Source organism: Rhizobium sp. N122 (assembly GCF_002211295.1).
In the GTDB taxonomy this organism is placed as follows: domain Bacteria; phylum Pseudomonadota; class Alphaproteobacteria; order Rhizobiales; family Rhizobiaceae; genus Rhizobium.
The window spans coordinates 229,731-254,910 of sequence record NZ_LOKU01000001.1 but is presented as its reverse complement, the minus strand read 5'-3'; the positions used below and the strand labels follow the sequence as shown (position 1 = coordinate 254,910).

The window sequence follows — 25,180 nt, the reverse complement described above, 5'->3', positions numbered from 1 at the left end:
AGCCCCGGCCACCATGCTTATCAGGCTTCGAGCCAGACATATTCGGCGAACGCGTACCCCATCTGGCCGCCAAGCGTGCTGGGTAGCAAGCCCTTGAGCTTCGCCGTGGTGGCATCGACATTCGATATATAGGCCGGAATGATGGTGCCGGCTTCCTGAGCGACCATAACCTGCATATCGTTGTAGATCGCCTTGCGCTTCTCCTGATCGAGCGAACCGCGCGCTTCGATCAGCATCTTGTCGAATTTCTCCGACTTGTATTGGCTTTCGTTCCACGGAGCATCCGACGAGTAGAGCAGCGAAAACAGGATATCAGGAGTGGGCCGTGGGTTGATATTGCCGAAGTGGATCGGCGCCTTCAGCCAGTAATTGTCCCAGTAACCGTCGGACGGCACGCGCTGGACATCGAGCTTCATGCCGATTTCAGCGCCGGCGGCCTGGATGATCATGGCCATGTCGATCGACGAGTTCGCCGCATCCGAAGCGATGATCGGAATCGATTGGCCGAGGACGCCTGCTTTTTCGAAGTGGAACTTTGCCTTTTCGGGATCGAAGCCTCGCGCTTTCAAGTCCGCGTCATGATAGAAGTTCGCCGGTGAAATGGGCTGGTCGTTGCCGACCTCGCCGAGACCGCGCAGCGCCGACTTGACGATCTGTTCACGGTTGACGAGGGACTTCATGCCTTCGACGAAATCCCGCTTGTTGCCGGGCTCCATATCCATCCGCATATTGAGGTTGGTATAGTTGCCGGAGGTCGTCTTCGACAGGGTGAATCCGTCTCCCTGAGCCTCGATGAGGCGCATCGAGCGCGGATTGATCGAGGCTGCGAGGTGGATATCGCCGGCAAGCAGGGCGTTGACGCGGGCATTGTCGTCGCTGATCGCGAAATATTCGAAAGAATCGACGTTCGGCCCCGATTTCCAGTAGTTCTTGTTCTTGATCCCAACCGAGCGCACGCCGGGTTCGAAGACCTCCTTGACGAAAGCGCCGGTGCCGTTCGCCTTCGAAAAGTCGGTCGTTCCGTCGGCAACGATCATGAAGTGATGGATCGCCAGGATGGTCGGCAAGTCGGCATTTGCGTTGGCGAGCGTGATCTCGGCGGTCTGTTTGTCGATCGCCTTGATGCCGGTCATCTGAGCGGCGATCTTGGCGACCTTCGAGCCGACGGCGGGATCGAGGTGGCGCTTCAGAGAGAAGACCACGTCGTCGGATGTCAGCGGCTTGCCGTCGTGAAATGTGACGCCGCTTTTCAGCTTCACCGTCCAGGTCTTGGCATCCTTGGATTCGATCGCCTCGGCAAGCTCCATCTGCGGCTTGCCGGTTTGGTCGAGGATTGTGAGGCGGTTATAGAAGGAGCAGCACCGGACATAGTCGGTGGAGAGCGAAGCCTTGGCGGGGTCGAGCGTATCGGCCGTCGAGGACGACCAGCCGGCTGCCTTGAGCGATCCGCCGGAAACCGGCGTCGCCGCAAGCGCCTTGCCGGCGCGGCCGAGCACGAGCCCGCCGGCCGACATGGCCACGCCGCCCGCGAGCAGCATATGCAGCAGCTCGCGGCGGGTCGCGCCACGACGGATGGCGGTTTCGATCATGGCGTCGTCGGAGCTGGTCCAATTGGTAATCTTGCTGTTCATCTCATTCCCCTTTTCTTCTGTGGCGGTTTTAAAGTCAGGCGCGTGCAGCAGCCACGGCATCCGTAAGGCCTGCCATGGACGTGAAATGGAAATCGGGTTTGGTGAACTCGAGCGGCTCGATCGTGCCGCCGTAACCCTTCTGGGCATGACGCCGCTCGATCCAGCAATTGGCCAGCCCGAGTTCCCTGGAAATGCCGATGTCGTGGTACTGGCTCTGGGCAACATGCAGGATGTCGGCCTTCGAATGGCCTTCCGCGGCAACGTAGGCGAAAACCCTCTCGAAGAAGGCGGGATCGGGTTTTTCGGTGCCGGTATCGTCGGCGGTGAAGGCGGCATAAAAGGGGTTGCCGAGTTCCTTCTCGAACAAATCGAAGGCCCAGCGGCGGGCATTGGTCATCGCAACGAGGCGGTAATCCTTCGCAAGTCTGGCCAGCGCTGCGGCGCTGTCGGCGAAACCCTTCCAGCTCTTGGCCGAGTCCCGCAGCCGTTCGCCATATTTTGGATCGGCGGGCAGACCGAGCGTCGGCGCGATCGCGAGATAGACGCGCACGAGGTCGTCGGGAAAGAGGCCGGCATCCTCGGCATAGCGGGCTGCGCGGTAGAGGCTCAGCGCCTGCTCGCCGTCGACGGTGCCTCCCGCCTCCGCCGCGATCTCGGCGAGGCAGTTCTTCAGGCCGCTCTCGAAGTCGATGAGCGTGCCGACGACATCGAATGTCATGTATTTGAATTCCGGAAGGCTCTTGCTCACGCGAATTCCCCAGTGTTCGGCCCCAGTGGGAGCACGGTTCTCGAAGAAGAATATTCTGTTCCGCAGGCGAGATCGTTGTCCCGCTCTTCTATGGAAGGCCTCGCATTGCCGGGATCCGAGCCCTTCAGTGACCGTAGTTTGTCACCGGCACCGCGCCGGATTCTCCTGAAAGGCGCCATATGGCGGCACAAAATACCGAATCTGACCGTTTCGCGATATTCTGAGGCCTGCTTCGCCCACGCGCCTGCCTGCACTGTTCGTGTTTTGTTCAAGTAACTTGGAGCGCGCTCGACGATCTTGCCTATCGTTTCGGCGCAGTACGCGGCAGCGCATGACAAGGAGGTTATGGCTGAATGCGGGGGATGACGAGGTCAAAGGCTGCGCATTCAAGCGCCGCGCTGAGATCGGCGGTGGTGGCGGGCTCCGTTTCCGTCGGCACTTCCGCCAAGCTGGAGATAGGTCAGTGCATCATCGCCAGCGCTGCCGCAAAGAAATCTTCGCCTCCAAAGTTGCCTGATTTCAACGCCAGAAGCATGTCGCCCTGGGCATTGCCGACCGTGCGCAGCACCGGCACGCCGGCCGCAATCTCCGGTCCGATCAAGAAGGCCGGAATGGCGAGCCTGTCGACTGCCGCTCCCGACGTTTCGCCGCCTGCGACGACCAGGCGCCGCACGCCTCTTGCCACCAGTTCGGCTGCGATGATCGACGTTGCGGTCTCGATCGCGTGGCCGGAGGCCTCCCGTCCATAAAGGGATTGCAGCCGGGTCACGGTTTCGGGGGCAGCGCTTGCGGCGACCACCACGGGGCCGGCGGCGATCCGGTCTCCGGCCCAGGAAATCGCGGCGGCGAGCTCATCCGGACCGGCAAGCAGCCGCTCCGGATCGAGCCGCAGCACGGGCATCGATCGTTCAGCGACGTCGAGCTGGCGCAGCGTTGCCTTGGAGCAGCTGCCGGCAACGATCGCGGAGAGCCCACCGACCGGCCGAATGGCATCGGCCGGCGCTGTCCCACTGGGCGATATCCGACCGGAGCGGACGAGCGCGCGGGCAAGGCCGAGGCCGAGCCCGGACGCGCCGGTGGAGACCGGTGTTTCCAATGCGATCTCGCCGAGCGTTTCCAAATCCCGCTCGAAAATCGCATCGGCGACGGCAGCTCTGACGCCTGCCGCGCGCAGCGCCTCGAGCCTCGTTTTGACGGCGCCGGGGCCGGCCGCGATGGCCGTGAGATCGATCAGCCCGACGGCGCCATGCGATTGCCGGGCGAGAACCCGCACGAGATTGGCATCGTGCATCGGATTGAGCGGGTGGTCCTTGAGCGGGCTTTCGTTCAACGGCTGCCCGCCGACGAAGAGATGACCAAGATAGACGGTGCGACCCGTTTCCGGGAAGGCTGGTGTCACCAGCACGATGCCGCCGCCCGCAGCGTGGCTCAATGCTTCGGTCACCGGTCCGATATTGCCGGCATCGGTAGAATCGAAGGTCGAACAGATCTTGTAGAGCACATGGCTCGCGCCCCGCCGGCGCAGCCATCGTTCGGCGCTCGTTGCAGCCGTTACGGCGTCTGTCGCCGGAACGGAACGGATCTTTAGGGAAACGACGACGGCGTCGACCTCAGGCAGCGCCAGCGACGGATCGGGGATGCCGACCGTCTGCACCGTCCGCAGACCGTTCTTCGTCAGCGTGTTGGCGAGGTCCGACGCGCCTGTATAGTCGTCAGCGATTGATCCGAGCAAAATAGCCATTGTCTAGCTCCGTGCAAAAGGTCTGAACCAGCCGAGGCCGTCCAGTGTATGGCCGCGCGGGACGTATTCGCAGCCGATGAACCCGTCATAACCCAGGTGGTCGATTTCACCGAACAGATAGGGATAGTTCAGTTCCTCCCCGTCCGGCTCGTTGCGGGACGGCACGCTGGCGATCTGGATATGGCCGGTAATCGGCAGCAGGCGCCGCAACGCCATCGTGACGTCGCCATGGATGATCTGGCGATGATAGATGTCGAACTGGAGTTTCAGGTTGGGCAGGCCGCATTCGGCAATCAGCCTTTCGGCGGCGCCGAAGTCGTTGAGGAAATATCCCGGCATGTTCCGGCCGTTGATCGGTTCGAGCACGAGATCGATGCCTTTGTCCGCAAGCCGAGCGGCAGCATAAGTAACGGAGCGCCGATAAGAGGCGGCGGCGGTTTCGTCATGAGGGTCGGCGATGCCTGCCATCAGGTGCAGCCGCCTGACGCCGGTCGCCGCCGCATAGTCGAGTGCCCGCTCGACATCCGCCTTCAGCGCATCGAAGCGTCCGGGAAGGGCTGCGATGCCGCGCTCGCCTGCCGCCCAGTCGCCCGGCGGCAGGTTGAACAAGGCCTGCTGCAGATTATTGCGGGCAAGCCGTTCGGCGATTGCCTCCGGCGCGGCTTCATAGGGAAAAAGATATTCGACGGCGGCGAAGCCGGCGTCGGCTGCGGCGTCGAAGCGGTCGAGGAATGTCCATTCGTTGAACATCATCGTCAAATTGGCGGCGAAAACCGGCATGGCTAGCGTTCCCCTTTGTTGGAACCGGGCAATTCGGCGCCGGAAAGCTGGGCATAGAGCCGTGCGAGCGAGGAATCGTCATCACGGCCCATGCCGGCGCCGGCGGCGGCCAGATACATCTGCAGCGCCGCTGCCGCGAGCGGCACCGGATAACGCTCGGAACGGGCCATGTCCTGAACGATGCCGAGATCCTTGACGAAAATCTCGATGCTGCTCAGCGGCGTATAGTCTCCGGCCAGCACATGCGGCACGCGGTTTTCGAACATCCACGAATTGCCGGCCGAGGCGGTGATCACCTCATAGACCTTGTCGAGGTCGAGGCCTTGCTTGGCGGCAAAGGTTATGGCTTCGCAGGCGGCTGCGATGTGCACGCCGGCGAGAAGCTGGTTGATCATCTTGAAGGCCGCGCCTGCTCCGGCGGCGTCGCCGAGTTCGTAGACCTTGCCGGCCATGGCGTTGAGACCCGCGCGGGCGGTGGCGAAAGCCTGTCTGGAGCCGGACGCCATGATCGTCAGTTCGCCGCGCGCCGCCTTGGCCGCGCCACCCGAAATCGGCGCGTCGAGATAAAGCAGGCCGAGTGTCTCCACCCTTTGTGCCAGATCGCGGGCGACGGCGGGATCCATGGTTGCCGACGAGATGAACACCGCTCCGGGTTTCATCGCCTGCGCGACGCCGTCAGGCCCGAACAACACGGCCTCGGTCTGCGCGCCGTTGACGACGACGGAGACGACGATGTCGGCCTCCTTCGCCGCGCCGGCCGGGGTCGCCGCCCCACGTCCGCCATCGGCGATGAACCGGTCTACGGCTGCCGGCCTGATGTCATATCCAACGACATCGAGCCCGGCGTGCTTCATCGACCGGGCCATTCCGAGCCCCATGGAACCAAGACCGATGACGGCAGCAACGACGGCAGGCCCCGAATTTTCAGCAAGCGGTGACATGAGGAGGTTCTCCAGTCTTGTGAGAAAAACTCTGTGCCCCTCCGGGTGCAATCCCGGAGGGGCTTTAGAGCGCCGTGCGTCTACAAGACGCGCTAAGGACGCTCTAACATTTTGAATTTGCGCATAATCCTTTCCGAAAATCGATTCCGATTTTCGGGGTTATGCGCGAGTTCAGCGATTGACGGTTTTCGCAGGAACCGTCAGCACGGCCAGCGAACCAATGATCAAGGCAGCCGCCAGCAGATACATGCCGGCGCTGTTGGTGCCGGTGAAGTCCTTCAGATAGCCTACCAAAAACGGCCCGAGGAACCCGGCAAGATTGCCGACCGAATTGATCCAGGCAATGCCGGCCGCCGCACCCGTGCCGGCAAGAAAAGCTGTCGGAAGCGACCAGAAGAGCGGCGCGCAACTGATGGCGCCTGCGGCCGCCAGCGAGAGGCAGGCGATCGAGACCGCCGTGCTGGTCGCCATCGTCGCCGCGACAAAACCACCCGCAGCGACGACGGCCGGGATGACGAGGTGCCAGCGGCGTTCGCGCAGCCTGTCGGCAGAGCGCCCGAGCGCCAGCATGACGACGAATGTGCAGATATAGGGAATAGCGGAAATCAGGCCGATATTGAAGTTTCCGCTGACGCCTGAGGCTTTCACGATTGAAGGCATCCAGAAATTCAGGCCGTATTGCCCGAGCACGAAGCAGAAATAGATCAGGCACATCAGCCAGACGCGGCGGTCGGTCAGCGTCGCCGCAATGCTGTGCGGGCTTGTCGTCTTGACCCGGTTCTCCGCCTCGATATTGGCGGTCAGCACGCGCTTTTCCTCATCGTTCAGCCATTTCGCGTCTCGGATCGTATCATCAAGATAGAAGAAGGTGGCGATCCCGAAAAGAATGGCCGGAATGGCTTCGATCAGGAACATCCACTGCCAGCCGGAAAGGCCGTGCGTACCGTGGAAACTGTCCATCAGGAGGCCCGAAAGCGGGTTGCCGAAAATCGCCGATATCGGGATCGCGGACATGAAGGTGGTGATGATCCTGGCGCGGCGATCGGCCGGATACCACGCCGTCAGATAGAGAATGATGCCGGGAAAAAATCCGGCTTCGGCAACGCCCAGCAGGAAACGCAGCAGATAGAAGACGGTTTCCGACGAGGTGAACATAAAGGCGGCGGAAATGATGCCCCAGGTGACCATAATGCGGGCGATCCACATCCGCGCGCCAACCCTGTTCATGATGACGTTGCTCGGCACCTCGAACAGAAAATAGCCGATGAAGAAAATTCCTGCGCCGATGCCATAGGCGGCTTCGGACAGACCGAGTTCGCTCGACATCTGCAGCTTGGCGAAGCCGACATTGACGCGATCGAGATAGGCGACCACGTAACACAGCATCAGGAATGGCACGATGCGCCAGAACACCTTGGCATAGGCGCGGTCTTCCGCCGTCCGGGCGGGATGTGCGCCAATGGGTGGCGCCTGCGTCTGTAGAGTCATGATTTTCTCCTCCAATTGTTGCCGCGGTCTCCAGTCGATCCTCCCGCAGCACGCCAAGCCACTTTTGGCAGCGCTGCCATTGTCAATAATCTATTTTGGCAGCGCTGCCAATGGCAAATTGGTAGCGCTGCCAAAAAATCCTTGCTTCTTCGCGAGAGCGGTGAAAAATGGTGGCAGCGCGGCGGGTTGCTGGCGGATATGCCGGCAGCCATTCCAAAAAAAGAGCTCGGGTTCAAACATAAGATGGAATTCAAACAGCAGGTGACGGTAACGCTTGCCGAGGTCGCGGACGCGGCCGGTGTCGGCGAGAGCACGGTGTCACGCGTGCTGCGCAATCACGGTTCGTTTTCCGGCAAGACGCGGGAGCGGGTGATGGCTGCCGTCGAGCGGTTGGGCTATGTGCCGAACCGGATCGCCGGAGCGCTGGCCTCCACCGGTTCGCGTCTTGTTGCCTTCGTCATTCCCTCGCTGTCCAATATCGTCTTCCCCGATGTGCTGCGCGGCGCCAGCGCCGTCCTGGAGGAAAACCGGTACCAGGCGGTGTTCTCGGTCACCGACTATGATCCGGGCAAGGAGGAGGCGCTCGCTGCTGCGATGCTCGCCTGGCGGCCGGCGGCGGTCATGCTGGCGGGATACGAGCACACCGAAGGGACAATGAAAATGCTGCGTGCCAGCGGATGCCGGGTCGTGGAACTGCTCGATCTCGACGGAGATGCGCTCGACATCGCGGTCGGTTTCTCGAACCGCGCGGCCGGGCGGGAGAGCGCTGCATTCCTGCTGAAGCGGGGCTATCGCCGGATCGGCTATGTCGGTCACGATCTCAACCGTGATGCCCGCGCCGGCAAGCGGTTTTCCAGTTTCTGCGAAACGCTGGAGGCCGGCGGCGCGCCTCTCGTCGCGCGTGAAATTCTTGCCGGCGCTTCATCCGTGGAAAACGGCAGGCTGGGGTTGGAGCGTCTGCTTGCCCGGGCGGCGGATCTCGATGCGGTTTATTTTTCCAACGACGATATGGCGCTGGGCGGTTACTTCCACTGTCTGGCCGAGAGCATCGCTATCCCCTCGAAGCTCGCCATTTTTGGCTATAACGGCCTCGATATCGGCCGGGCAATGCCGCAGCCCTTGTCGACCATCCGAACGCCGCGTGTGGCGACCGGACAGATCGCCGCGCAGCTGGTCGTCGCCAACGCGCCGCCCCAGGCCGTCGATCTCGGTTTCGAACTGATCGAAGGCGCAACCGCGTAATCTTGGAGGAAATGTCATGTCCGACGCGCGCCAGCGTGAAGAAATCTGCCGATACGGCCGCTCGCTGTTCGAGCGCGGGCTCACACCCGGTTCGTCGGGCAATATATCGTTGCGGCTCGAAGACGGTGGCTGGCTGGTGACACCGACCAACGCCTCGCTCGGTTTTCTCGATCCGGCCCGGATCTCCAGGCTCGATGCGGACGGCCGGCGGCTCTCCGGCGACAAGCCGACCAAGGAAATTCCGCTGCACACCGCCCTCTACGATACACGCGGCAGCGCCCGCGCCATCGTCCATCTTCACTCCACCCACGCGGTGGCGCTAACGATGCTGCCGGAGATCGATCCGCGCGCCGTCCTGCCGCCGATGACCCCCTATTATCTGATGCGCGCCGGCGAAACCGCTCTGGTGCCCTATTATCGTCCCGGCGATCCTGATGTGGCAGATGCCATCCGCGGGCTGGCGGGCAAGTATTCGTCGGTGCTTCTGGCCAATCACGGACCCGTCGTCGCTGGCGACAGCCTGGAAGCGGCGGTCTTTGCGACCGAGGAACTGGAGGAAACGGCAAAGCTCTATCTGCTGCTGCGCAACCTCAATCCCCGTTACCTCAGCCCGGGACAAGTGGCCGATCTGGCCGACACGTTCGGCCTCGACCTTCCATCGCATCACGACCACGACGACCATTGAACGGCCAAGACAGGTTCAGGTCGGGCGGCCAAACCCGCACACTTTGTCGGCGTCATGTCCTAATCGAGCGCCGACAACACCGATGCCGTGATCGCGTCCGTCTTGTCCCTGCCGGGACTCGCGCCGATGCCGCCTGCCGTCGTCGCCTCGATCGCGGCCATCACTTTTCCGGCGGCAGCCGTTTCTCCCAGGTGCTCCAGCATCATTGCGCCCGACCAGATGGCGGCGATCGGATTGGCGATGCCGAGATGGGCGATATCCGGCGCGGAACCGTGGACGGGCTCGAACATCGACGGCGCCGAGCGATCGGGATTGATGTTGGCGGAGGCTGCAAAGCCGAGCCCACCCTGAATGGCGGCGCCAAGGTCCGTCAGGATGTCGCCGAACAGGTTGGAAGCGACGACCACATCGAGGCTCTCCGGCGCCATGACCATGCGGGCGGCCATGGCGTCGATATGATAGCTGGTCACCTCGACATCGGGATAGTCGGCGGACAGCCTCTCGGTGATCTCGTCCCAGAAAACCATCGAATATTTCTGCGCGTTGGACTTTGTCACCGAGGCAAGCTTGCCGCGCCGCGCCCGCGCTTGTTCGAAGCCGAAACGCAGGATGCGCTCGACGCCCTTGCGGGTGAAGATCGAGGTTTCTACGGCCACCTCGCTGTCGGTCCCCTGGTGGACGCGGCCGCCGGCGCCCGAATATTCGCCTTCGGTATTCTCACGGATACAAAGGATGTCGAAGTTCTCCGACCGCAACGGGCCCTGCACACCCGGCAGCAGCCGGTGCGGGCGGATATTGGCATACTGCACGAAAGCCTTGCGGATCGGCAGCAGAAGCCCGTGCAGCGACTCGGAATCGGGCACTTTGCGAGGCCACCCGACAGCGCCGAGCAGAATGGCATCGAAGGTGCGCAGCGTTTCGATGCCATCACTGGGCATCATGCTGCCGTTCTCCAGATAGAAGTCGCAGGACCAGGGATAGCTGGTCGTCGCAAGCGAAAATCCGTTTCGTGCCGCCGCCTTTTCGAGCACGGCCTTGGCTGCCTCCGTTACATCGCGGCCGATGCCGTCTCCTGGCAAAAGGGCGATCTTATAGGTCTTCATGGCAGGTCCTCTCAGCGGCTGATCAGCACATTCTGGCTCTGCGGGTTGCGCCGTGCGGGAATGACTGTAGAGGAGGGCTCCGACTTTATTTGCCGAAAGCGGCCGGGATTTGGTCGATTGTTGGGTTTGCGCCGGCATCGCCAGTGCATTCTCTCGAACAATCTGGATTGACGGAGATCGATTGGGCGGGATCCTCGGCTGCCGGATTTAAGCGCCGGGATAGACGGGCCTGGAGGCCAGGGCCTGCCGGCGCTCGGATTCGGGGCGGAACGAGCGGTATTGCCAAAGACCGTCCGGAGATTGCCGCCGGTAGACGGTCTCAAGCCAGAACACGGTGTCGTCGATCGGCAAGACCGGATGCCAGGCATACCATTCAGACCAGATCTTGCCGGCCTGTTTGCTCTCCATGGTCATCGTTCTACTCCGCATGCTTGGAGGCGTTCATGAGATCGAAAAGCAGGCGGTGAGGTTGCTGCTGTCGCCGCTCACGGAACGCTTCTTCTCGTTTGATGGCCCCCCCCCTGATTCCCTCAGTTGAGTTATTCCTCAATGAAGAATAACAATGAAAAATCATTCTTCAATAGAGATTGTTTTCCCGCGCCGCGTGAAATTCCTTGGCTGGATCGCGGCGCGTTACGGCTGTCCCATCAGATCAGGAAGCACCTCGCCGGCTCTCAAACCGGCTCTCGCAGCGCCTCTTGAAATTATATCGTAATACGATATATTCAAAGGGCGCCGATCGTTGAGGAGTGAGCTTGATGGAACGCCGATTGCATCCCGCATTGCCCCGCCCCGTGCCTTATCCCGCCGATGAGGCGTTTGAAAATCTCAGGCAGAAGGTTCATGCCTTGCTTGATAGTGGAGACGCAGATCGCTGGGAGCTTTTGCGGGCGGAGTGGCGGTATGATGTGGCGCTGCTCACGAATGATTTTCGTCTTTGGATGCAGCATCTCGACAGAGGCTTCGATATCGCCAAATAGGCGAGTGTTCGATCGTCGCCTGGAAAAGCCGAATGGCTCAGTTGATCGAACGAAAGCCGAGATAGACCGCTAGGCTGATGGCGGAGAGGGCGATCGTCAGTTTGGGTCGGGCATCGTCGAACATGGCCGCCAGCAGCAGGCCGAGCGCCAGGATAGCGGATGTCGCCCAGAGATTCTGATCGGAGACGGTAAAGGCCAGCGCCCCCAGAAAAACGGCGCTTGCGACAATCGTCACGGGCGCGGACTTCTCGGCGAGATCGCCGCCCGGGAGATAGGGCAGGAGAAAGCGTCGCATGCTCAGGCCGGAAGCGATGCTGAGAAGAAGACAGGTCAAGACAAGATGCGCCATGGGGTCGTCGCCGATCGATCTACGGATGGAATTGCCGTTGCAAACGCCGTGCCAGCTGCAAACGGTGTATTTTCCCCCTGAGTGGCGGCAATATCGGCCGCCCGTGGCTATTTCCTCGGCGCCGCGTTGCTTTTTTCGGCAACTGTTACCTCTTCGCTAACGCCGGAAAATTATATCGCAATACGACTTGAGTGGCGGCGATGATTTTTGTATGGAGAATTATCTTTCTCCATAATTCCGGAAACGAGATCTTTCATTGGACCTTTCGTCGCTCGAAATATTCCTCGCTGTCGCCGGCGATCGCAGCGTTACCAAGGCTGCCAAGGCGGTCGGTCGGGTGCCGTCGAATGTGACGACGCGCATCCGGCAGTTGGAGGACGATCTCGGTGTTTCCCTGTTCAGCCGTGACGGCAAGAAGATGACGTTGACGCGGGAGGGGGAGACGTTCCTGGCCTACGCCAACCGGCTGATGGCGCTTGCGCTCGAAGCGCGCCAGGCCGTGCGGCCTCTCGCCCCGTCGGGAACATTGCGCGTCGGCACGATGGAAAGCACGGCGGCGAGCCGGCTGCCGGCGGCGCTGACGCAATTCAACCGGATGTGGCCTGATGTGTCGCTTCATCTCACAATGGGCGCATCCCGCGACCTCGCCCGCGCCGTTGTGGCCGATGCACTCGACTGCGCGCTGATTGCCCGCCCGCCGAAGACGATGCGCGGGGAAGACGCGGGTTTCGAGGCCGAGCTCAAGGCGCTGGAGATGGAGCCAGCCTTTGTCGAAGACCTGTTGATCGTGCTGCCATCCGGGCATCCCGCGGTCAAATCCGCTGCCGACCTGCGTGTCGGGTCGATTGCCGCTTTGGAGCCTGGCTGCACCTATCGCCGGATCGCCGAAAACTGGGCGCGCAAATCGACCGCCCTGCCGACGAGCGAGCATGGCTCCTACCATGCGATCCTGGCGAGCGTGGCGACCGGCAATACTGCCGGCGTCATGCCGAGATCCGTTCTCGACCTCATGCACTGGCCGACATCCGTCCAGACCCATCAACTGGGGCTCGTGGAGACGCTGCTGGTCTACCGCAAGAACGATCGCCCCAGCGCTTTCAACGCATTCCACGAAGTCCTCAGCGCGACAAAAGGCAGGGATGCCAGACTGGCAATGAACTAGCCCGCCCCTCGTCTTCCCTCATCGCCGGATAATCCTCGCTTCAAATTGGTCTTGTCATGCAATCTCCCGTTTCCCCGAAGTTGGGACCGAGCCGCTTCCGCCGCTTTCGGCTGTTTTCACCGATCCTGGCCGGCGCGACCTTACGAGAGCGCCTGATCGCATGTCTCGGCGCTTTGCTGGCCATTGGCCTCACCGGCGTCCTCAGCGGCTATCTGTTCGGGCAGGGGCCGCATCTTCCCCTGATCGTCGCGCCGATGGGCGCGTCTGCGGTGCTGCTTTTTGCGGTGCCGGCGAGCCCGCTTGCGCAGCCTTGGTCAATCATCGGCGGCAATACGATTTCCGCTCTGATGGGTATCATTGCCGCCTATTTCATCCGCGACCCGATCATCGCGACCGGCGTCGGCGTCTCGCTTGCCATCGGCGCGATGTCCTTTACGCGGTGCCTTCATCCGCCTGGCGGAGCTGCAGCGCTCACCGCCGTGCTCGGCGGTCCGGTCGTTGCCGGCTGGGGGTTTCTTTTTCCCTTCGTGCCCGTCGCTTTGAACTCCTGCATCCTCGTCGGCCTTGGTCTGCTGTTCCACAAGCTTTCCAAGCGGAATTATCCGCACGTGGTTCCAAGGCCGGCTGAGAATACCCATCAGACGATCGACATGCCGTCGGCCGTGCGGGTGGGTTTTCGCGAAGAGGATGTCGATGCGGCCCTCGCAGCGCTCGATGAAACCTTCGATATCGACCGGGGCGATCTCGCCCGACTGCTGCAGCAGGTCGAGCTGCAAGCCGCCATCCGCTCAAACGACAAGATCAGCTGTGCCGATATCATGTCGCGTGACGTGATCGCCATCGGCGAAGCTGCGGAACCGGCTGCGGCGCGGCATCTTCTCCTGAAGCACAATATCCGAACGCTGCCGGTGAAGGATCCGGAGGGGCGTCTCATCGGCACCGTCGGCTTGCGGGAATTGTCCGAAGGCGCGGAGACCATCGCGCACGCGATCTCAAAACCGGCGGTAGCGAGATCTTCTGATGCGGCCCTATCGCTATTGCCCGTTCTGACCGATGGTCGTACGCATGCCGTCATCATTGTCGATGACGACTACCGCATTCTCGGGCTGATATCGCAGACCGATCTCTTAAGCGCGGTGGCGCGGCTGCTGCCGAACGACAGCGCCCCGATCTCGGCCGTGGCCTGAGCGGTAGTCGTGGATTGTCAAGCAGCGAGGAAATGAGCCGGTGTTGATCGAGTGCGATCCGAATGGGGATTTTATCCTGGATTCATCCGAACTTGCGGAACGGTTCGGCCTGTCGCTGACCGATCTCCGTCGTCATATGCGACATGGCTCCCTCGTCAGCACCGTGGAAATCGGCACCGCTGAACACGAGGGCACCAAGCGGGTGTCGCTTCGGCTCGGCAACAGGCTTTGGCGCGCGGTGCTGAATGATGCGAATGAGGTTCAGCACGAGCAAATGACCGTGCTTCGGGGGAAGTCGGCCTGATGATGCACGGCCGACATCATTGATGCTTCGCCGCCGATTGCATGCTGGAGTTTTCCGTTTCTCCCCGAGGTACAGAAACACTGTATGGTCAGTTAGGCCGCTTGTGAGTGATCATGCGATCGATGATCTGCAATGGATGCGGGATGCGCTTTCCGTCGATTTCCTTCACCTGAGAACGGCACGAATAGCCGGTGGCCATGAGGACATCGGCTTCGCCGGCCGCATCAAGCTCGGGCTTCCAGCTCATTGCGTAGAGACGTTCGGAGATCGGCCGGTTGCGGGCCTCGTGGCCGAAGGTTCCGGCCATGCCGCAACAGCCGGTTTGCGCTGCCCGAAGGTCGATGCCGAGGCTTGAGAATATCTTTTGCCATTGTGCGACGGAGGCAGGCGCATTGGTGCGCTCGGTGCAATGGGCCATCAGCCGAAAGCTTTTGCCTTCGGCAGCGGAAGGCGAGGCTGCAAGTCGGTCAAGATTGGCGATCAGCCATTCCTGTGGGAGCAGGACATTCGCCTTCAACATCCCCTTGTATTCGCTGCGAAAGGCGAGCGTCATCGATGGATCGAGCCCGACGAGCGCCACGCCTGTCTCGTCCAGTCGCTGGAGATAACGTGCGGTCTGCTTGGCTGCAGCCTCGAAGCGTCCGAGATAGCCATGAACATGCAGGGCTTTGCCATTGATATGGGAGGCAGCAAGAAAGGGCGTCAGTCCCATTTTTCGAGCGAGCCCGATGGCGGCGAGCGCGACATCCGGATCGAAGTGGGCGGTGAAGGCATCGGCGACGAAAACTGCGCTGCGCTGCCTTGCCTCGCGCGACAGGGCTTCGATTGTCTGAGCGGTCGCAAGCGGCACGCCGAGGCGTGCCGCTTCTCTTGCCAGCGAGATTTGCGGCAGACGCGGCAGGGAGGTCAGCCCGGTCATGCGCATCATCGTCCTGCCGGCGCGCGTGCCGACAATGAGGTTATAGGCCGGCCGGATGCGTCGGACGAGCGGCAGGGTGGTTTCGATCGCCGCGACCAGCGGATCCTTCAGCGGGCGGAGATAGCGTCCATAATAGAGTTCCAGGAATTTCGAGCGGAAGGCCGGAACGCTGACCTTCACCGGACATTGCCCCGCGCAGGCCTTGCAGGCGAGACATGTGTCCATTGCCGCGCGCACCTCGTGGGAAAAGTCGTCCCGATTGGCCGGGTTCAGCGAATTGAAGGCGCGCCGCGCGAGGCTGGCAAGCGGAATGCTTCGCCGCAGGCGCGCCGCCTCCTGGCGGGGATCGATGCCCTTTTCCGCAAGGAGCCTCAGCCATTCCCGCATCAGGGCGGCGCGGCCCTTGGGTGAAAAGCGCCGGTCGCGCGTCGCCTTGTAGGAGGGGCACATCGGGCTCGTTTCGTCGAAATCGAAACAGGCGCCGTTGCCGTTGCAATAGGCGGCGTTGTCGAAGGCGGAGCGGATCTCGTTGCCGATGATGCGATCGATATCTCCGCGCAACGGAACATCGTCGATCTTCGTCAGCACTTCCGCGGAAGGGGTTGCGATCTTGCCGGGATTGAGCCGATTCTGAGGATCGAAAGCCCGCTTGATCTCCTGCAGGCTGGGATAAAGATCGCCGAAAAATTCCGGCACATATTCCGAACGCACGCCCTTGCCGTGCTCTCCCCAAAGCACGCCGCCATATTTGCGGGTGAGCGCCACGACGGCGTCGCTGATGTCGCGCACCAGCCTAATGTGGTCGTCGCGGGTGAGGTCGAGCGCTGGCCGCACGTGCAGGACGCCGGCATCGACATGGCCGAACATGCCGTAGGAAAGGCCCGCGCCATCGAGAAGCGCACGGAAGTCGCGAATATACGCCGCCAGGTTTTCCGGCGGCACGGCCGTATCCTCGACGAAGGCGACGGGCCTGACCGGCCCTTCCACATTTCCGAGCAGGCCGACCGCCCGCTTGCGCATCGACCAGATCGCTTCAGCGTCGGCATGGCCCCGGGCGATCGTATAGCCGGCATGGCGGGCATTCGCATCCGTGTCGAGGGCGGCGGTCACCTCCGCAAGCTTGCGTTCGAGTTCCTCTTCATCATCGGCGAGCACTTCGGCAATGTTGATGCCGTTGGTCGCTCTGCCCGGATCGTCGGGAAAGAAGCGGGCAATGCCGGTCCAGACGATATCGCCTTTCGCGAGGCCGAGCACTTTCTCGTCGACCGTTTCCACCGAGGCGACCTTCAGCGCCACCAGGCTGCGGGCATCCTCCAGGGCGGTGTTGAAGTCGCCGTAGCGGATGTTGATCAGCGCCGCATGGGCGGGGATCGGCAGAAGGTTGAGCTCGGCTTCGGCGATCATCGCCAGCGTTCCCTCCGAGCCGCAGAGAACGGCATTGAGGTCGAAGCATCCGTCGCCGCGCCTGACATGGGCGAGGTCGTAGCCGGTCATGTAGCGGTTGAGCTTCGGGAAAATTTCGGCGATGCGTTCATGTTTTTCCCGGGCGATCCGTTCGACCGTCCTGTGAACATCAACGACGCGGCCCTCACGCGCGGCGATCTCCTCGAACGCCTCCGCGTCCAGCGGGCGCGACCAGAAGTCGGAACCGTCGGTAAGCACGATACGCAATCCGAGGACGTGGTTACTGGTCTTACCGTAGAGGCAGGAACCTTGGCCGCAGGCGTCGGTGGAGATCATGCCGCCGATGGTGGCGCGGTTGGAGGTGGAGAGTTCGGGCGCGAAGAACAGACCGTAGGGCTTCAGCGCCCGGTTCAGCTCATCCTTGACGACGCCGGCCTGGACGCGCGCAACCCTTCGGACCGGATCGATTTCCAGAATGGACGTCATGTGCCGCGAACAGTCAACCACGACACCCGATGTCAGGGACTGACCGTTCGTGCCGGTGCCGCCGCCGCGCGGTGCGATGCTTGTCCCCCGGAAGGCTGGTTCCGACAGCACGGCCGCCACCAGTTGGAGGTCTTCGACGCTCCTTGGAAAAAGAATGCCGGCCGGCTCGACCTGATAGATGGAATTGTCGGTTGAAAATACGGTTCGGCTGGCTGCGCCGGTTTCGATATCGCCCGTAAACCCCGCCTCGATAAGTTGCTGGAAGAAACCAGCGGGCGGAAGAGGGGTGGAAGCTTTGGGCTGGAGGCGTGGGATCATTTCGAAACTTTCAGAATGCCCTGGAGCTTTGCCAAACTTGACACACGGCCAAATAACGAGGTGGTTCTTCGAAGAACCAGATCGCGATCATCGTTGGCGGTTCTTCCGGGTTCGGAGTGACGACCGCGAAGCTCATGATCTCGCATGGGCCACCGAGATCGATCGCAATGAGGAACTGCTTAGTTCGTCCGTTTCGACGCATCGCGGCGTCATGGGGTCGCCGGGGCGGGTCGTCAACGTGACCTTGGTCGATGCTTTCAAGGCCCACCCCAAAACGCCCATTATGCCGTCGCCAAGGCGGCCGCCGTCAGCCTGACGAAATCCTTCGCCCAGGAATGCGCTAAGGATCAGATCTTTGTCAATTCCGTCACGCCGCTGGCTTTGCGGCGGGCCAAGCAAAACAACTCGGATTCGCCGACGATGAACGAGCCGTCCGCTCCGGCATTTCGGTTATCCAGCGCCTTGATCGCACGGCAAACGATGCCGGCGCCGAGGCGCGAGTCTCGCCCCTCCAGGGAACCGAAGCGCGGCTCCGGCGTTCGACATGAAAGACGATGATTCCCACGTCTTTCCGGAGCGCCTGTCATGGAAGAGAAGACCAATATAATCAAAGACCTGAGCGTGGAGGAGCGCGAGGAGATCTTCGTCGACATCGCCCGTACACTGGAAGACACGGCACGTGAGGCCCTCGTTGAGGGCGATGCGCAATTTGCAGAACTTTCCATCAACATGGCTGAAGCAATCCGCGTCAGCGCCGATGAACTCGCCCGTGACGATCCCGAGAATGCCGAGCGCGTGCTGCTGCGGGCGACGGCGATGATCTCGCAGTTCGAGGCCGTGCACCCCTATCGCATGGTGAGCATGGCCGTACATTGATGGCTGGGCGCTCCGGCTCCAGCCTCCACTCAAATCATGGCCATCGGCGGGAACTCTTGCAACTCGCGAGGGTTATCGAATCGCAACATCTGTGGATGGGTTGGAAGGATAACCGGTATGATGTCCAAATCCGCTATACCTCCGGAAAGCGGCACTGACGACGCACGCTCCGCCGACACACAACAGGCGGCGGATGATCGTCGCAGGACGTTGGAGAAGGCCCGCAGCAATGCACGCGCGGTGATAGACGGCGGCGACACCGAAACCCCCAGCCTGAAACTTGCGACGGAATATCTCAGACTCGGTGGCCGCCGCCGGTCCAAAATTGACGACAACATCACCGAAGTCCGCCAATGGGATCAGGATCCGCCGGAGGCCGAGAGGTTCTGGAAGGAGCGGGTGGAGACGCTTTCAAAAGATGAGCGTAAACAGGTGGAGGATTTTCTTCCAACCATCAACACGCCCTGAGCGGCTCATTCAAATGTGCTTGGAGAAGATCATGGCTATAGACAAGCACGAGCAGATACGTCGCCGTGCCTACGAAATCTGGGAGGCCGAGGGCCGCCCGGATGGAGCGGACCAGCGCCATTGGCTGCAAGCCTGCGATGAACTGGCCGGCGAGGATGAGCATGAGACCCTGCAGGATCTGCTCGATGAAGACGACAGGGATGATGCGGCGCTGCTTCAGGGCGCCGGTGAGAGCGGCGATTTCGATCGGCGGTCGCCAAAGCGCGGCCAGGTTGCCAAGGTTCCTTCCGTGCCGGATTTGGAAATGACGACGGGCGAAAAGCCGTCCCAGCGGAAGATCAGGAAGACCGAGGGGCCGTAATCCCATGCAGCATCTCGACCACGCCATCCAAATCGCTCTCGAAGCGCATGAAGGGCAGGCTGATAAGACCGACCGGCCGTACTTCGAGCACTGCCAGCGGGTAGCACTTCTCGTTTCCGGCGACGAGATACGAACGGTCGCCTACCTTCACGACGTTGTCGAGAAGGCAAGCGGGTGGACGCTCGACAGGCTGAGGGAGGAAGGCTTTCCGCCGGCGATCGTCGCCGCGGTCGATGCTCTGACACGGCGGCCGGACGAGATGGAGGACGACTTCGTCAAGCGTGCGGCTTCAAACCCGCTTGCCCTGCCGGTCAAGCAAGCCGACCTCGAAGATAATCTCCGTCAGGCCGAACAAGCCGGCAAGAAAACGGAAAAATATCAGCGCGGCCTGGATCTCCTGCACGATTTGAGGAGCGTGCAGTAAGGGCGCTCGGCAGAGCGCGAGCTCCGCCGCCTTCATCTCATGCGCCGGACGGCGGCAGCTTAGCCTCCACTGCCCGCTGCGGTCGTTGGGCTATTTCACGCTTTATTGGCAAACCACACGATCGGAGTCCCGAGTACCCCTCCCTTGCGCATCGCTGCCTTCAGCTCTTCCAGCTTACTGAAAGCCTGAGCCGCTTCCAGCGTGGCAAACTCGTGCGTTACGGTAATGTCGTTCGGGTTGTCCGTGGCCCGGTAGACGGCTTCCGCCGTAACGCCATTGGCCTTTTGCACCTGATGAAACGCATCATAGATCTTGCGCCAGGTGGCGTAGTCGGAGACCTCGTGCCTCACGAATAGAGTCGTCATATCATCCTCCCGCGTTGCCCGTAGAGATGTGTGCTACGATTGCACCAGGATCATCATGGTCTCCGGCAGCACGCCATCACTCGCCATCGCATCGGCCGCGGCCTTGGTCTGCATGAAGGCCATCAACTTTTGCATGTCTGCAACCTCCATCACCAAGCCAACGCGGTTGGGCGTTTGAGGGTCTGTGAAGGTGCGAATATTCGTGACGCCGACGGGTTCCAGTACTTGCTTGCGAACAGGCGAGACGAGCCAGTGTTTCGTGTCTTTGACGTCGTGACAGACCATTACGGTAGGCATTGCATCCTCCTCTCATGGCTCCAAAGTGAAATCAGAGTATACCATCGGGATTGGCCGGATTTCACTTAAGTAATATTGCACCGAAAGAATGTTAAGTTATGCAATTGAATGGTTAGTATGATTGCTACTGGTAATCATAACATATTAATGGCGCGTGAGAAGATAAGCACATCAAGCTCGGCAAATCTGAAGGATCGGGACGCACCTTAGGGTACGATGGCAATATCAGTCGACGTACCATCGACAATCGAAGCTGCGCACGAAAGGTTCAGCAATGATCGAACGGCTGCCATTTGATCTCAAGGCCTATGTGCGCCGCATTGAAACAAGGCGATGTTTTATCTGCGGCTTGGTCAAGAACGACCCCACTTGCTTTCATCATCGCATTTTCGAGGACGATGAGACCATCATCTTTCTGAGCAAATATCCGACTCTTCCGGGTTATTGCCTTGTCAGTCCGAAGGAGCACCGCGAGGATCTGGCGCGAGATATATCGACAGACGAATATCTTCGATTGCAGGAGAAGGTTCACATCTTGTCGCGCGCCCTCAAAAGAGTGTTCGATGCCGAGCGAATTTATGTGCTTTCACTCGGCAGTCAGCAAGCCAATAGCCATTTACATTTTCACGTCGTTCCCTTGCCTTCGGGCGTGCCGCTTGAAAAGCAGCAATACCACGCGTTGATGGCTGAGCATGGCGTTCTGCAGATACCGGACGATCAAATGGCAGAATTGGCGGAACGGATTGCCGAGGCGTACGAGACTGAACGGACCGGATCATAGCTGAACGGCGTACATGGGGTCGACGCCGCCGCTTTAATTGGGGGGGCGCTGCCCGTTGTCACAGGGGCTGTTCGACGAGGTCAAGCGCCGTTTTGTTGATCTGGCGCGCGGACGACGTCATCGCGCCACTCCTCGCAGCGAATGATTGTGCCGCTGCAATGGGCCGCGAAGGACGCTCTAACCCTACGCTAAGACTGGAGAGCAAAGGCCGCCACGCGCACGCCGTGTTCACGAAAGTGCCGCCCCAGTTCGTCAAGATCCGGGCAAACCGGCGGATTGGCGAGCGCCTCCGCCCAATTCCCGTGGCTCGGCAGCGCCATCGCCGCGGTGACCAGCACGGTGGTTCCCGGGCCGATTTCGCCGCGCAGCTGCGGCAGCAGGGTCTTGGCGTGGATGAGGTTGGTGTTCGGTATGGGGCTCATCGCGTGGCCGGCCCTCGAATTGGACGACAGGTCCACAATCGCGCTGACATCCTTCTGTCCGTACCAGACAGCCCGGCGTTCAGCCTGTTCGGAGCGATCGGCGTTGAAATCGGCCCGTTCGATCGCAAAACCGCCCTCGATGGTACTGAGCGGATGCGGCGTGGCGATCCGGTGGATGCGGATGTGCCAGGGGTTTGCGGGAATAAGCCAGGTCTCGATCGTGACGTCATTCCAGGGGCGCCACCGGGAATAGAGCCGGTCGCCTGCTATCAGTGCCTCTTCGAGGCTTTCGCGCATGCGAAAGTGGGTGCCGTCGTCGGAGAGGCCGAGCATGCCGTCGAAGCTTGCGGCGGCAAAATTGCGGTCGTCGGCTTCGATGTTGAAGGCATAGCGGGTGGAGTAGGCGAATTTCGAATATTTCTCGTTTGCGCCGCGCATCTTGTCGTGCTGCTGGCCAGAGGAGAGCACGACGACATTTCCGGGCGTATGCATGGCGACCATGCCGGCCTGCTTCAAAGCCACCGGCTCTGAGAATTCCGGCTGCGGCGCCTCTTCGGCGGTCCAGAAGGGGTGATCCTGAGGGAGGGCGAGCGGCAGGAAGAATTTCAGCGCCCAATAGGGCGAGCCGGGAGAGTTATAGCTCTCGCTCATCAGAAGGTTCGGATAGCCGTAGCCGATGGAGAGAACGCCATCGCGGTCGGCGATCGGCAGTGCCGACCACCAGCGGATATGGCGCATGTAATAGCCCTTGATCTCGGCCCAGGTCAGCGCTTCGAGGCCGGCAAAGGCAATCGCGCCCCAGAAGCCGCCAGCCGCAAAGCGGTAGGTCTGGCTGCGACCGAAGGCAAGGGCGGCCCCGTCGGGGCCGAACCAGTGGCGGATATCCCGCGCGAAGGTCCGAGCGCGCTCGCGGAAGCGGTTCTTGCGCGCCTCGTCGCCGCGTGCCAGCACGGTATGGATCAGGCCGTAGAAATGCATGGCGAAGGGGATGTAGTGATCGACCCGCCGCACCGGTCCGTCGCGATACCAGCCTTCGCCGAGATCGAAAGCTTCCAACTCGTCGAGATAGGCGATGGTTTTCCCATGGTCGAATGCAATACCCACGCGCTCCAGCCCGAGATCGATGAGGACGCGGAAGAATTTCCAGTTGTTGTCGATGAATTCCAAGTTCCGTGCCTGGAGAAGATAGGCGGAGACCGTCTTCTTGTCGCTATCGCTCAACGGCTCCCAGATATGTTCCGGCACCAGCGCCAGCGCAAAGCCGACGGCGGCGAGTTCGACCAGCCGCTGGTTGCGGTCGGCGAGATCGCCCCAATATTCGGGATGATCAGAATTGGTCCCGTTCGCCAGCCCGCGCCGATAAAGATCCCAATGCGGGAAATGGCCGCCACCGGCGGCAAGGGGAACGATGCCCCAGAGCGGCCGCGCAAATCCCTCCAGATCCGCCGCTGCCCGGTCGAAGATCGCACCTGTGGCACCGAGCCGCACACGCGCGCCGCCTTCGGAGAAATAGGGCAGAAGGGGCTCGAAAAGGTCGATGACGGCCTTTGCCAGATCGTCGCGCGTCTTCAGGGGATTACCGCAAAGCGGGTTGGCCCTGCTGGGATCGTAAATCATTGTCGGCTCTGGTTTTTCTAAAACAGGATCGGCCGCGGGCCATCTGCTGGTCCGCGGCCGTCAGCATCTCGCAAGGTCTACTTGATGGCCTTCACGCCTTCGGTCATTTCCTTCAGCCCGTCGTCGATAGGGGTGTTGTCGGTCATGATCGCGTCGTGGACGCGGTTGAGCACGACCTCGATCTTGGCCGCGTTCGGGTTGACCGCCATTTCCAGATAGGCTTTGGCCGGTATCAGCGCCTCCTTGCTGGCCGCGTCTTCAGGGAAGCCGGGTGTGGCCGCGATCTTTGCGCTGACGTCGGCGGTCTTAAGCGCCGGGAAGGTGCCCGTCGACGCGATGACCGCCGCGCCCTCCGGACCGGTAACGAACTTGATGAAGTCGAGGGCGGCATCCTTGTGCTCGGAATTGGCGTTGACGGCGAGGCCCGAGATCTGAGCAGCCGTCGTGCCGGCCGGTACGCCGTCCGGATGCGGAAACTTCACGATGCCCCAGTTCTTGCTCTTCGATTCACCCGATTTGACCTTGGCGATCTGAGTGCCGACGAACCAGGTGCCCATCGGCAGCATGCCGATCGTGCCGTTGAAGAAGAGCGCCGAATAATGCGTGTTCGACGTCTTCAGGAAGGCATAAGAGGGGATGGCGCCATCCTTCTGCAGGGTAAGCGCGCGCTCGTACCAAGGCTTCAGGAAGGCGTAGTCGCCGTCGACCAGCGTGTGTTTTCCGTCGAGGATGCCGGGTAGCTGGACCGTCGAGCGCCAGGTATGCAGCAGCGCACCATAGGTCTTGTTGGTGCCCATGCCGCCGGCAAGCTTCTCGGCGGCCGCGTCGAACTGCGCCCAGGTCATGTCGTTGGTGGGGTAGGCGACGCCGGCTTTGTCGAAGATGTCCTTGTTGTAATAAACGATCCAGAAGTCGGAGCGGAACGGCAGCGAATAGACCTTGCCGTCGACGGTCAGTTCCTCGATCAGACCGCCATAGGGCGCCGGATCGATCTTCTGATCCTTCACGAAGCCGCTGAGATCGGCGATGTTGCCGGCACGCACCAGATTGGTATAGCCCGGCACGTCCTTGATGGTGACGATGTCGATGTCTTTCGAGCCGCCGGTCAACTGCGTCGAAATCATCTGCTGGTAGTCCTGCGAGCCGAGGTCCATCGGCTCGAACTTCACGTTCGGGTGCTTGGCCTGATAGGCCTCGATCAGCGGCTTGTAATAGGCGGTCTTGTCCCAGTCCCACAAAGCCCACTTCAGCGTCACTGCGTCTTGAGCGAGCGCCGCGCCTGATGTCGTTGCGGCCAGAGTGAAACCTGCCACGGCAAGTTTCATCGTCCTCCCGAATTTGCCCAAATACATTCCTGCTCTCCTTCCCTGGATCGTCTCTGGATCAGCTATTTTTAAAGTGTCGGTGCGGCTGCATTGCCTCTGGCAGGTCCAGAACCAACACCACCGCCCGATGGACGCCGAATGCGACGGCGAACATTCCGAGTGAAAAATTGAAGGTCGCCGGCATGAACACGGAAACCGGATAGAAGAGGATGTGCGCCAGCCACAGGGCGGCGTTGACGGCGAGCGCGGCAAGCGCCGGCAGCGGGCGGGCGACGGAGGCGAGCGCGGCGAGCCGCAGGAGCCGCAGCGCCGGCAGGTCGCGCATCACCATCAGCACGATGAGATGGCAAGCGGTGACCGCAAGGAAGGCGGTGGCGACAAGCGCGACCGCCAGCGGTGCGGCGAGCATCAGCTTGTCACGCGCGCCGGCTGCATAGCTGAAGATTGCATAGATGCCGAGTGCGAGCCCGACCGTCAGCGCCAGACCCCAGGCGGTGGCGCGCCAGAAATAGTGCAGGAATGCTTCGGTGAAGTCGCGCAGGAGATAGGTGTTGCGATCCTCGACGAAGGCCACCGAGACCCGGGCCGTGGCGGCGATTGCCGCCGGCAGGGTTACGACGGGGAGGCAGGCGAGGATGAACAGGATGTTGAGCTTGACCATCTCCCACCATTCGCGGGCGAGGATGTCGGCGAAGAGGGCAAGGCCGGTCTTCGCAGGCGCATCCTTCGGAATGCCCGGCCCCTCCTGCGTCCACATGTCCCGCAACCACTGCATG

27 protein-coding genes are annotated in these 25,180 nt (G+C 61.4%); 11 read left to right on the top strand and 16 right to left on the bottom strand.

Going from position 1 to position 25,180, the window contains the following annotated elements:
- Window positions 1-20: 20 nt before the first annotated feature.
- The 6 genes from ATY75_RS01135 to ATY75_RS01110 form a co-directional block, all read right to left on the bottom strand.
- The gene (locus ATY75_RS01135; RefSeq protein WP_088936245.1) at window positions 21-1,631 is read right to left on the bottom strand and encodes an ABC transporter substrate-binding protein; all 1,611 of its coding nucleotides are present in this window, start codon (window positions 1,629-1,631) and stop codon (window positions 21-23) included.
- Window positions 1,632-1,665: 34 nt separating this feature from the next.
- A complete protein-coding gene (locus tag ATY75_RS01130; RefSeq protein WP_088936111.1) occupies window positions 1,666-2,379 on the bottom strand; it encodes an HAD-IA family hydrolase in 714 nt (237 codons plus the stop codon).
- 460 nt (window positions 2,380-2,839) lie between these two features.
- Window positions 2,840-4,120: a 3-oxo-tetronate kinase gene (otnK, locus tag ATY75_RS01125; RefSeq protein ID WP_088936110.1), complete on the bottom strand. Its 1,281-nt coding sequence runs from the start codon at window positions 4,118-4,120 to the stop codon at window positions 2,840-2,842.
- Window positions 4,121-4,123: 3 nt separating this feature from the next.
- Entirely contained in the window at window positions 4,124-4,900 is a 777-nt protein-coding gene (gene otnI, locus ATY75_RS01120) for a 2-oxo-tetronate isomerase (RefSeq protein ID WP_088936109.1), read from the bottom strand.
- 2 nt (window positions 4,901-4,902) lie between these two features.
- Window positions 4,903-5,841: an L-threonate dehydrogenase gene (gene ltnD / locus ATY75_RS01115; protein ID WP_088936108.1), complete on the bottom strand. Its 939-nt coding sequence runs from the start codon at window positions 5,839-5,841 to the stop codon at window positions 4,903-4,905.
- 171 nt (window positions 5,842-6,012) lie between these two features.
- Window positions 6,013-7,329 (bottom strand): MFS transporter, encoded by a 1,317-nt coding sequence (locus tag ATY75_RS01110; RefSeq protein ID WP_088936107.1) that lies wholly within the window; start codon window positions 7,327-7,329, stop codon window positions 6,013-6,015.
- Between the two features lie 243 nt (window positions 7,330-7,572).
- Here ATY75_RS01110 and ATY75_RS01105 point away from each other — a divergent pair, with 243 nt between their 5' ends.
- The gene (locus ATY75_RS01105) at window positions 7,573-8,571 is read left to right on the top strand and encodes a LacI family DNA-binding transcriptional regulator (RefSeq protein WP_088936244.1); all 999 of its coding nucleotides are present in this window, start codon (window positions 7,573-7,575) and stop codon (window positions 8,569-8,571) included.
- 16 nt (window positions 8,572-8,587) lie between these two features.
- Window positions 8,588-9,256 (top strand): aldolase, encoded by a 669-nt coding sequence (locus tag ATY75_RS01100; protein ID WP_088936106.1) that lies wholly within the window; start codon window positions 8,588-8,590, stop codon window positions 9,254-9,256.
- A gap of 59 nt (window positions 9,257-9,315) precedes the next feature.
- Here the strand turns inward: ATY75_RS01100 and ATY75_RS01095 are convergent, their stop codons facing one another.
- The gene (locus ATY75_RS01095; RefSeq protein WP_088936105.1) at window positions 9,316-10,359 is read right to left on the bottom strand and encodes a tartrate dehydrogenase; all 1,044 of its coding nucleotides are present in this window, start codon (window positions 10,357-10,359) and stop codon (window positions 9,316-9,318) included.
- Window positions 10,360-10,566: 207 nt separating this feature from the next.
- Complete coding sequence (locus ATY75_RS01090; RefSeq protein ID WP_088936243.1) at window positions 10,567-10,767, bottom strand: hypothetical protein; 201 nt, start codon at window positions 10,765-10,767, stop codon at window positions 10,567-10,569.
- A 350-nt stretch (window positions 10,768-11,117) separates the two neighbouring features.
- Here ATY75_RS01090 and ATY75_RS01085 point away from each other — a divergent pair, with 350 nt between their 5' ends.
- A complete protein-coding gene (locus tag ATY75_RS01085; RefSeq protein ID WP_088936104.1) occupies window positions 11,118-11,339 on the top strand; it encodes a hypothetical protein in 222 nt (73 codons plus the stop codon).
- A gap of 37 nt (window positions 11,340-11,376) precedes the next feature.
- On the opposite strand, the gene ATY75_RS01080 is transcribed toward ATY75_RS01085, so the two are convergent.
- Window positions 11,377-11,688: a hypothetical protein gene (locus ATY75_RS01080; RefSeq protein ID WP_088936103.1), complete on the bottom strand. Its 312-nt coding sequence runs from the start codon at window positions 11,686-11,688 to the stop codon at window positions 11,377-11,379.
- A gap of 256 nt (window positions 11,689-11,944) precedes the next feature.
- On the opposite strand from ATY75_RS01080, the gene ATY75_RS01075 reads away from it, so the two are divergent.
- Genes ATY75_RS01075 through ATY75_RS01065 form a run of 3 tightly spaced genes read left to right on the top strand, consistent with a single transcriptional unit; the run spans window position 11,945 to window position 14,341 of the window.
- Window positions 11,945-12,850: a LysR substrate-binding domain-containing protein gene (locus ATY75_RS01075; protein ID WP_088936102.1), complete on the top strand. Its 906-nt coding sequence runs from the start codon at window positions 11,945-11,947 to the stop codon at window positions 12,848-12,850.
- A 56-nt stretch (window positions 12,851-12,906) separates the two neighbouring features.
- Window positions 12,907-14,037, top strand: coding sequence for an HPP family protein (locus tag ATY75_RS01070; protein WP_064844610.1), 1,131 nt, complete (start codon window positions 12,907-12,909; stop codon window positions 14,035-14,037).
- Window positions 14,038-14,077: 40 nt separating this feature from the next.
- On the top strand, window positions 14,078-14,341 hold the full coding sequence (locus ATY75_RS01065) for a DUF6522 family protein (protein WP_088936101.1): 264 nt from the start codon (window positions 14,078-14,080) through the stop codon (window positions 14,339-14,341).
- Between the two features lie 88 nt (window positions 14,342-14,429).
- On the opposite strand, the gene ATY75_RS01060 is transcribed toward ATY75_RS01065, so the two are convergent.
- Window positions 14,430-17,468: an FAD-binding and (Fe-S)-binding domain-containing protein gene (locus tag ATY75_RS01060; RefSeq protein WP_088936100.1), complete on the bottom strand. Its 3,039-nt coding sequence runs from the start codon at window positions 17,466-17,468 to the stop codon at window positions 14,430-14,432.
- Window positions 17,469-17,815: 347 nt separating this feature from the next.
- Window positions 17,816-18,055, bottom strand: coding sequence for a hypothetical protein (locus ATY75_RS34975; RefSeq protein ID WP_245317519.1), 240 nt, complete (start codon window positions 18,053-18,055; stop codon window positions 17,816-17,818).
- On the opposite strand from ATY75_RS34975, the gene ATY75_RS01050 reads away from it, so the two are divergent.
- The 4 genes from ATY75_RS01050 to ATY75_RS01035 all read left to right on the top strand — a co-directional run bounded on the left by ATY75_RS01050 (window position 18,054) and on the right by ATY75_RS01035 (window position 19,597).
- Window positions 18,054-18,344 carry a hypothetical protein gene (locus ATY75_RS01050; protein ID WP_064844603.1) on the top strand — a complete coding sequence of 97 codons (291 nt, stop codon included), beginning with the start codon at window positions 18,054-18,056 and terminating at the stop codon, window positions 18,342-18,344. The two genes, ATY75_RS34975 and ATY75_RS01050, sit on opposite strands and share 2 nt — an antisense overlap.
- A 117-nt stretch (window positions 18,345-18,461) precedes the next feature.
- Window positions 18,462-18,812, top strand: a complete 351-nt coding sequence (locus ATY75_RS01045) for a hypothetical protein (protein ID WP_088936099.1) — start codon at window positions 18,462-18,464, stop codon at window positions 18,810-18,812.
- Window positions 18,813-18,843: 31 nt separating this feature from the next.
- Window positions 18,844-19,173 carry a DUF2934 domain-containing protein gene (locus ATY75_RS01040; protein WP_065092876.1) on the top strand — a complete coding sequence of 110 codons (330 nt, stop codon included), beginning with the start codon at window positions 18,844-18,846 and terminating at the stop codon, window positions 19,171-19,173.
- Window positions 19,174-19,177: 4 nt separating this feature from the next.
- Window positions 19,178-19,597: an HD domain-containing protein gene (locus ATY75_RS01035; RefSeq protein ID WP_088936098.1), complete on the top strand. Its 420-nt coding sequence runs from the start codon at window positions 19,178-19,180 to the stop codon at window positions 19,595-19,597.
- A 95-nt stretch (window positions 19,598-19,692) separates the two neighbouring features.
- On the opposite strand, the gene ATY75_RS01030 is transcribed toward ATY75_RS01035, so the two are convergent.
- Entirely contained in the window at window positions 19,693-19,962 is a 270-nt protein-coding gene (locus ATY75_RS01030) for an antibiotic biosynthesis monooxygenase (protein ID WP_064844598.1), read from the bottom strand.
- A gap of 33 nt (window positions 19,963-19,995) precedes the next feature.
- Window positions 19,996-20,259 carry a hypothetical protein gene (locus ATY75_RS01025; protein ID WP_064845017.1) on the bottom strand — a complete coding sequence of 88 codons (264 nt, stop codon included), beginning with the start codon at window positions 20,257-20,259 and terminating at the stop codon, window positions 19,996-19,998.
- 274 nt (window positions 20,260-20,533) lie between these two features.
- Here ATY75_RS01025 and ATY75_RS01020 point away from each other — a divergent pair, with 274 nt between their 5' ends.
- Window positions 20,534-21,040, top strand: coding sequence for an HIT family protein (locus ATY75_RS01020; RefSeq protein ID WP_088936097.1), 507 nt, complete (start codon window positions 20,534-20,536; stop codon window positions 21,038-21,040).
- 188 nt (window positions 21,041-21,228) lie between these two features.
- Here ATY75_RS01020 and ATY75_RS01015 read toward each other — a convergent pair whose 3' ends face one another.
- The 3 genes from ATY75_RS01015 to ATY75_RS01005 form a co-directional block, all read right to left on the bottom strand.
- On the bottom strand, window positions 21,229-23,079 hold the full coding sequence (locus ATY75_RS01015) for a DUF2264 domain-containing protein (RefSeq protein ID WP_088936096.1): 1,851 nt from the start codon (window positions 23,077-23,079) through the stop codon (window positions 21,229-21,231).
- 77 nt (window positions 23,080-23,156) lie between these two features.
- Window positions 23,157-24,431: a sugar ABC transporter substrate-binding protein gene (locus ATY75_RS01010; protein ID WP_088936095.1), complete on the bottom strand. Its 1,275-nt coding sequence runs from the start codon at window positions 24,429-24,431 to the stop codon at window positions 23,157-23,159.
- 31 nt (window positions 24,432-24,462) lie between these two features.
- Window positions 24,463-25,179 (bottom strand): YesL family protein, encoded by a 717-nt coding sequence (locus tag ATY75_RS01005; protein ID WP_088936094.1) that lies wholly within the window; start codon window positions 25,177-25,179, stop codon window positions 24,463-24,465.
- Window position 25,180: the final 1 nt, after the last annotated feature.

Excerpts from the sequence above, each read along its gene's own strand:
- ATY75_RS01135 (WP_088936245.1), bottom strand. The coding sequence starts at position 1,631 with ATGAACAGCAAGATTACCAATTGGACCAGCTCCGACGACGCCATGATC.
- otnK (WP_088936110.1), bottom strand. The coding sequence starts at position 4,120 with ATGGCTATTTTGCTCGGATCAATCGCTGACGACTATACAGGCGCGTCG.
- otnI (WP_088936109.1), bottom strand. The coding sequence starts at position 4,900 with ATGCCGGTTTTCGCCGCCAATTTGACGATGATGTTCAACGAATGGACA.
- ltnD (WP_088936108.1), bottom strand. The coding sequence starts at position 5,841 with ATGTCACCGCTTGCTGAAAATTCGGGGCCTGCCGTCGTTGCTGCCGTC.
- ATY75_RS01110 (WP_088936107.1), bottom strand. The coding sequence starts at position 7,329 with ATGACTCTACAGACGCAGGCGCCACCCATTGGCGCACATCCCGCCCGG.
- ATY75_RS01105 (WP_088936244.1), top strand. The coding sequence starts at position 7,573 with ATGGAATTCAAACAGCAGGTGACGGTAACGCTTGCCGAGGTCGCGGAC.
- ATY75_RS01100 (WP_088936106.1), top strand. The coding sequence starts at position 8,588 with ATGTCCGACGCGCGCCAGCGTGAAGAAATCTGCCGATACGGCCGCTCG.
- ATY75_RS01095 (WP_088936105.1), bottom strand. The coding sequence starts at position 10,359 with ATGAAGACCTATAAGATCGCCCTTTTGCCAGGAGACGGCATCGGCCGC.
- ATY75_RS01090 (WP_088936243.1), bottom strand. The coding sequence starts at position 10,767 with ATGGAGAGCAAACAGGCCGGCAAGATCTGGTCTGAATGGTATGCCTGG.
- ATY75_RS01085 (WP_088936104.1), top strand. The coding sequence starts at position 11,118 with ATGGAACGCCGATTGCATCCCGCATTGCCCCGCCCCGTGCCTTATCCC.
- ATY75_RS01080 (WP_088936103.1), bottom strand. The coding sequence starts at position 11,688 with ATGGCGCATCTTGTCTTGACCTGTCTTCTTCTCAGCATCGCTTCCGGC.
- ATY75_RS01070 (WP_064844610.1), top strand. The coding sequence starts at position 12,907 with ATGCAATCTCCCGTTTCCCCGAAGTTGGGACCGAGCCGCTTCCGCCGC.
- ATY75_RS01060 (WP_088936100.1), bottom strand. The coding sequence starts at position 17,468 with ATGATCCCACGCCTCCAGCCCAAAGCTTCCACCCCTCTTCCGCCCGCT.
- ATY75_RS01050 (WP_064844603.1), top strand. The coding sequence starts at position 18,054 with ATGGAAGAGAAGACCAATATAATCAAAGACCTGAGCGTGGAGGAGCGC.
- ATY75_RS34975 (WP_245317519.1), bottom strand. The coding sequence starts at position 18,055 with ATGACAGGCGCTCCGGAAAGACGTGGGAATCATCGTCTTTCATGTCGA.
- ATY75_RS01045 (WP_088936099.1), top strand. The coding sequence starts at position 18,462 with ATGATGTCCAAATCCGCTATACCTCCGGAAAGCGGCACTGACGACGCA.
- ATY75_RS01040 (WP_065092876.1), top strand. The coding sequence starts at position 18,844 with ATGGCTATAGACAAGCACGAGCAGATACGTCGCCGTGCCTACGAAATC.
- ATY75_RS01035 (WP_088936098.1), top strand. The coding sequence starts at position 19,178 with ATGCAGCATCTCGACCACGCCATCCAAATCGCTCTCGAAGCGCATGAA.
- ATY75_RS01030 (WP_064844598.1), bottom strand. The coding sequence starts at position 19,962 with ATGACGACTCTATTCGTGAGGCACGAGGTCTCCGACTACGCCACCTGG.
- ATY75_RS01025 (WP_064845017.1), bottom strand. The coding sequence starts at position 20,259 with ATGCCTACCGTAATGGTCTGTCACGACGTCAAAGACACGAAACACTGG.
- ATY75_RS01020 (WP_088936097.1), top strand. The coding sequence starts at position 20,534 with ATGATCGAACGGCTGCCATTTGATCTCAAGGCCTATGTGCGCCGCATT.
- ATY75_RS01015 (WP_088936096.1), bottom strand. The coding sequence starts at position 23,079 with ATGATTTACGATCCCAGCAGGGCCAACCCGCTTTGCGGTAATCCCCTG.
- ATY75_RS01010 (WP_088936095.1), bottom strand. The coding sequence starts at position 24,431 with ATGTATTTGGGCAAATTCGGGAGGACGATGAAACTTGCCGTGGCAGGT.
- ATY75_RS01005 (WP_088936094.1), bottom strand. The coding sequence starts at position 25,179 with ATGCAGTGGTTGCGGGACATGTGGACGCAGGAGGGGCCGGGCATTCCG.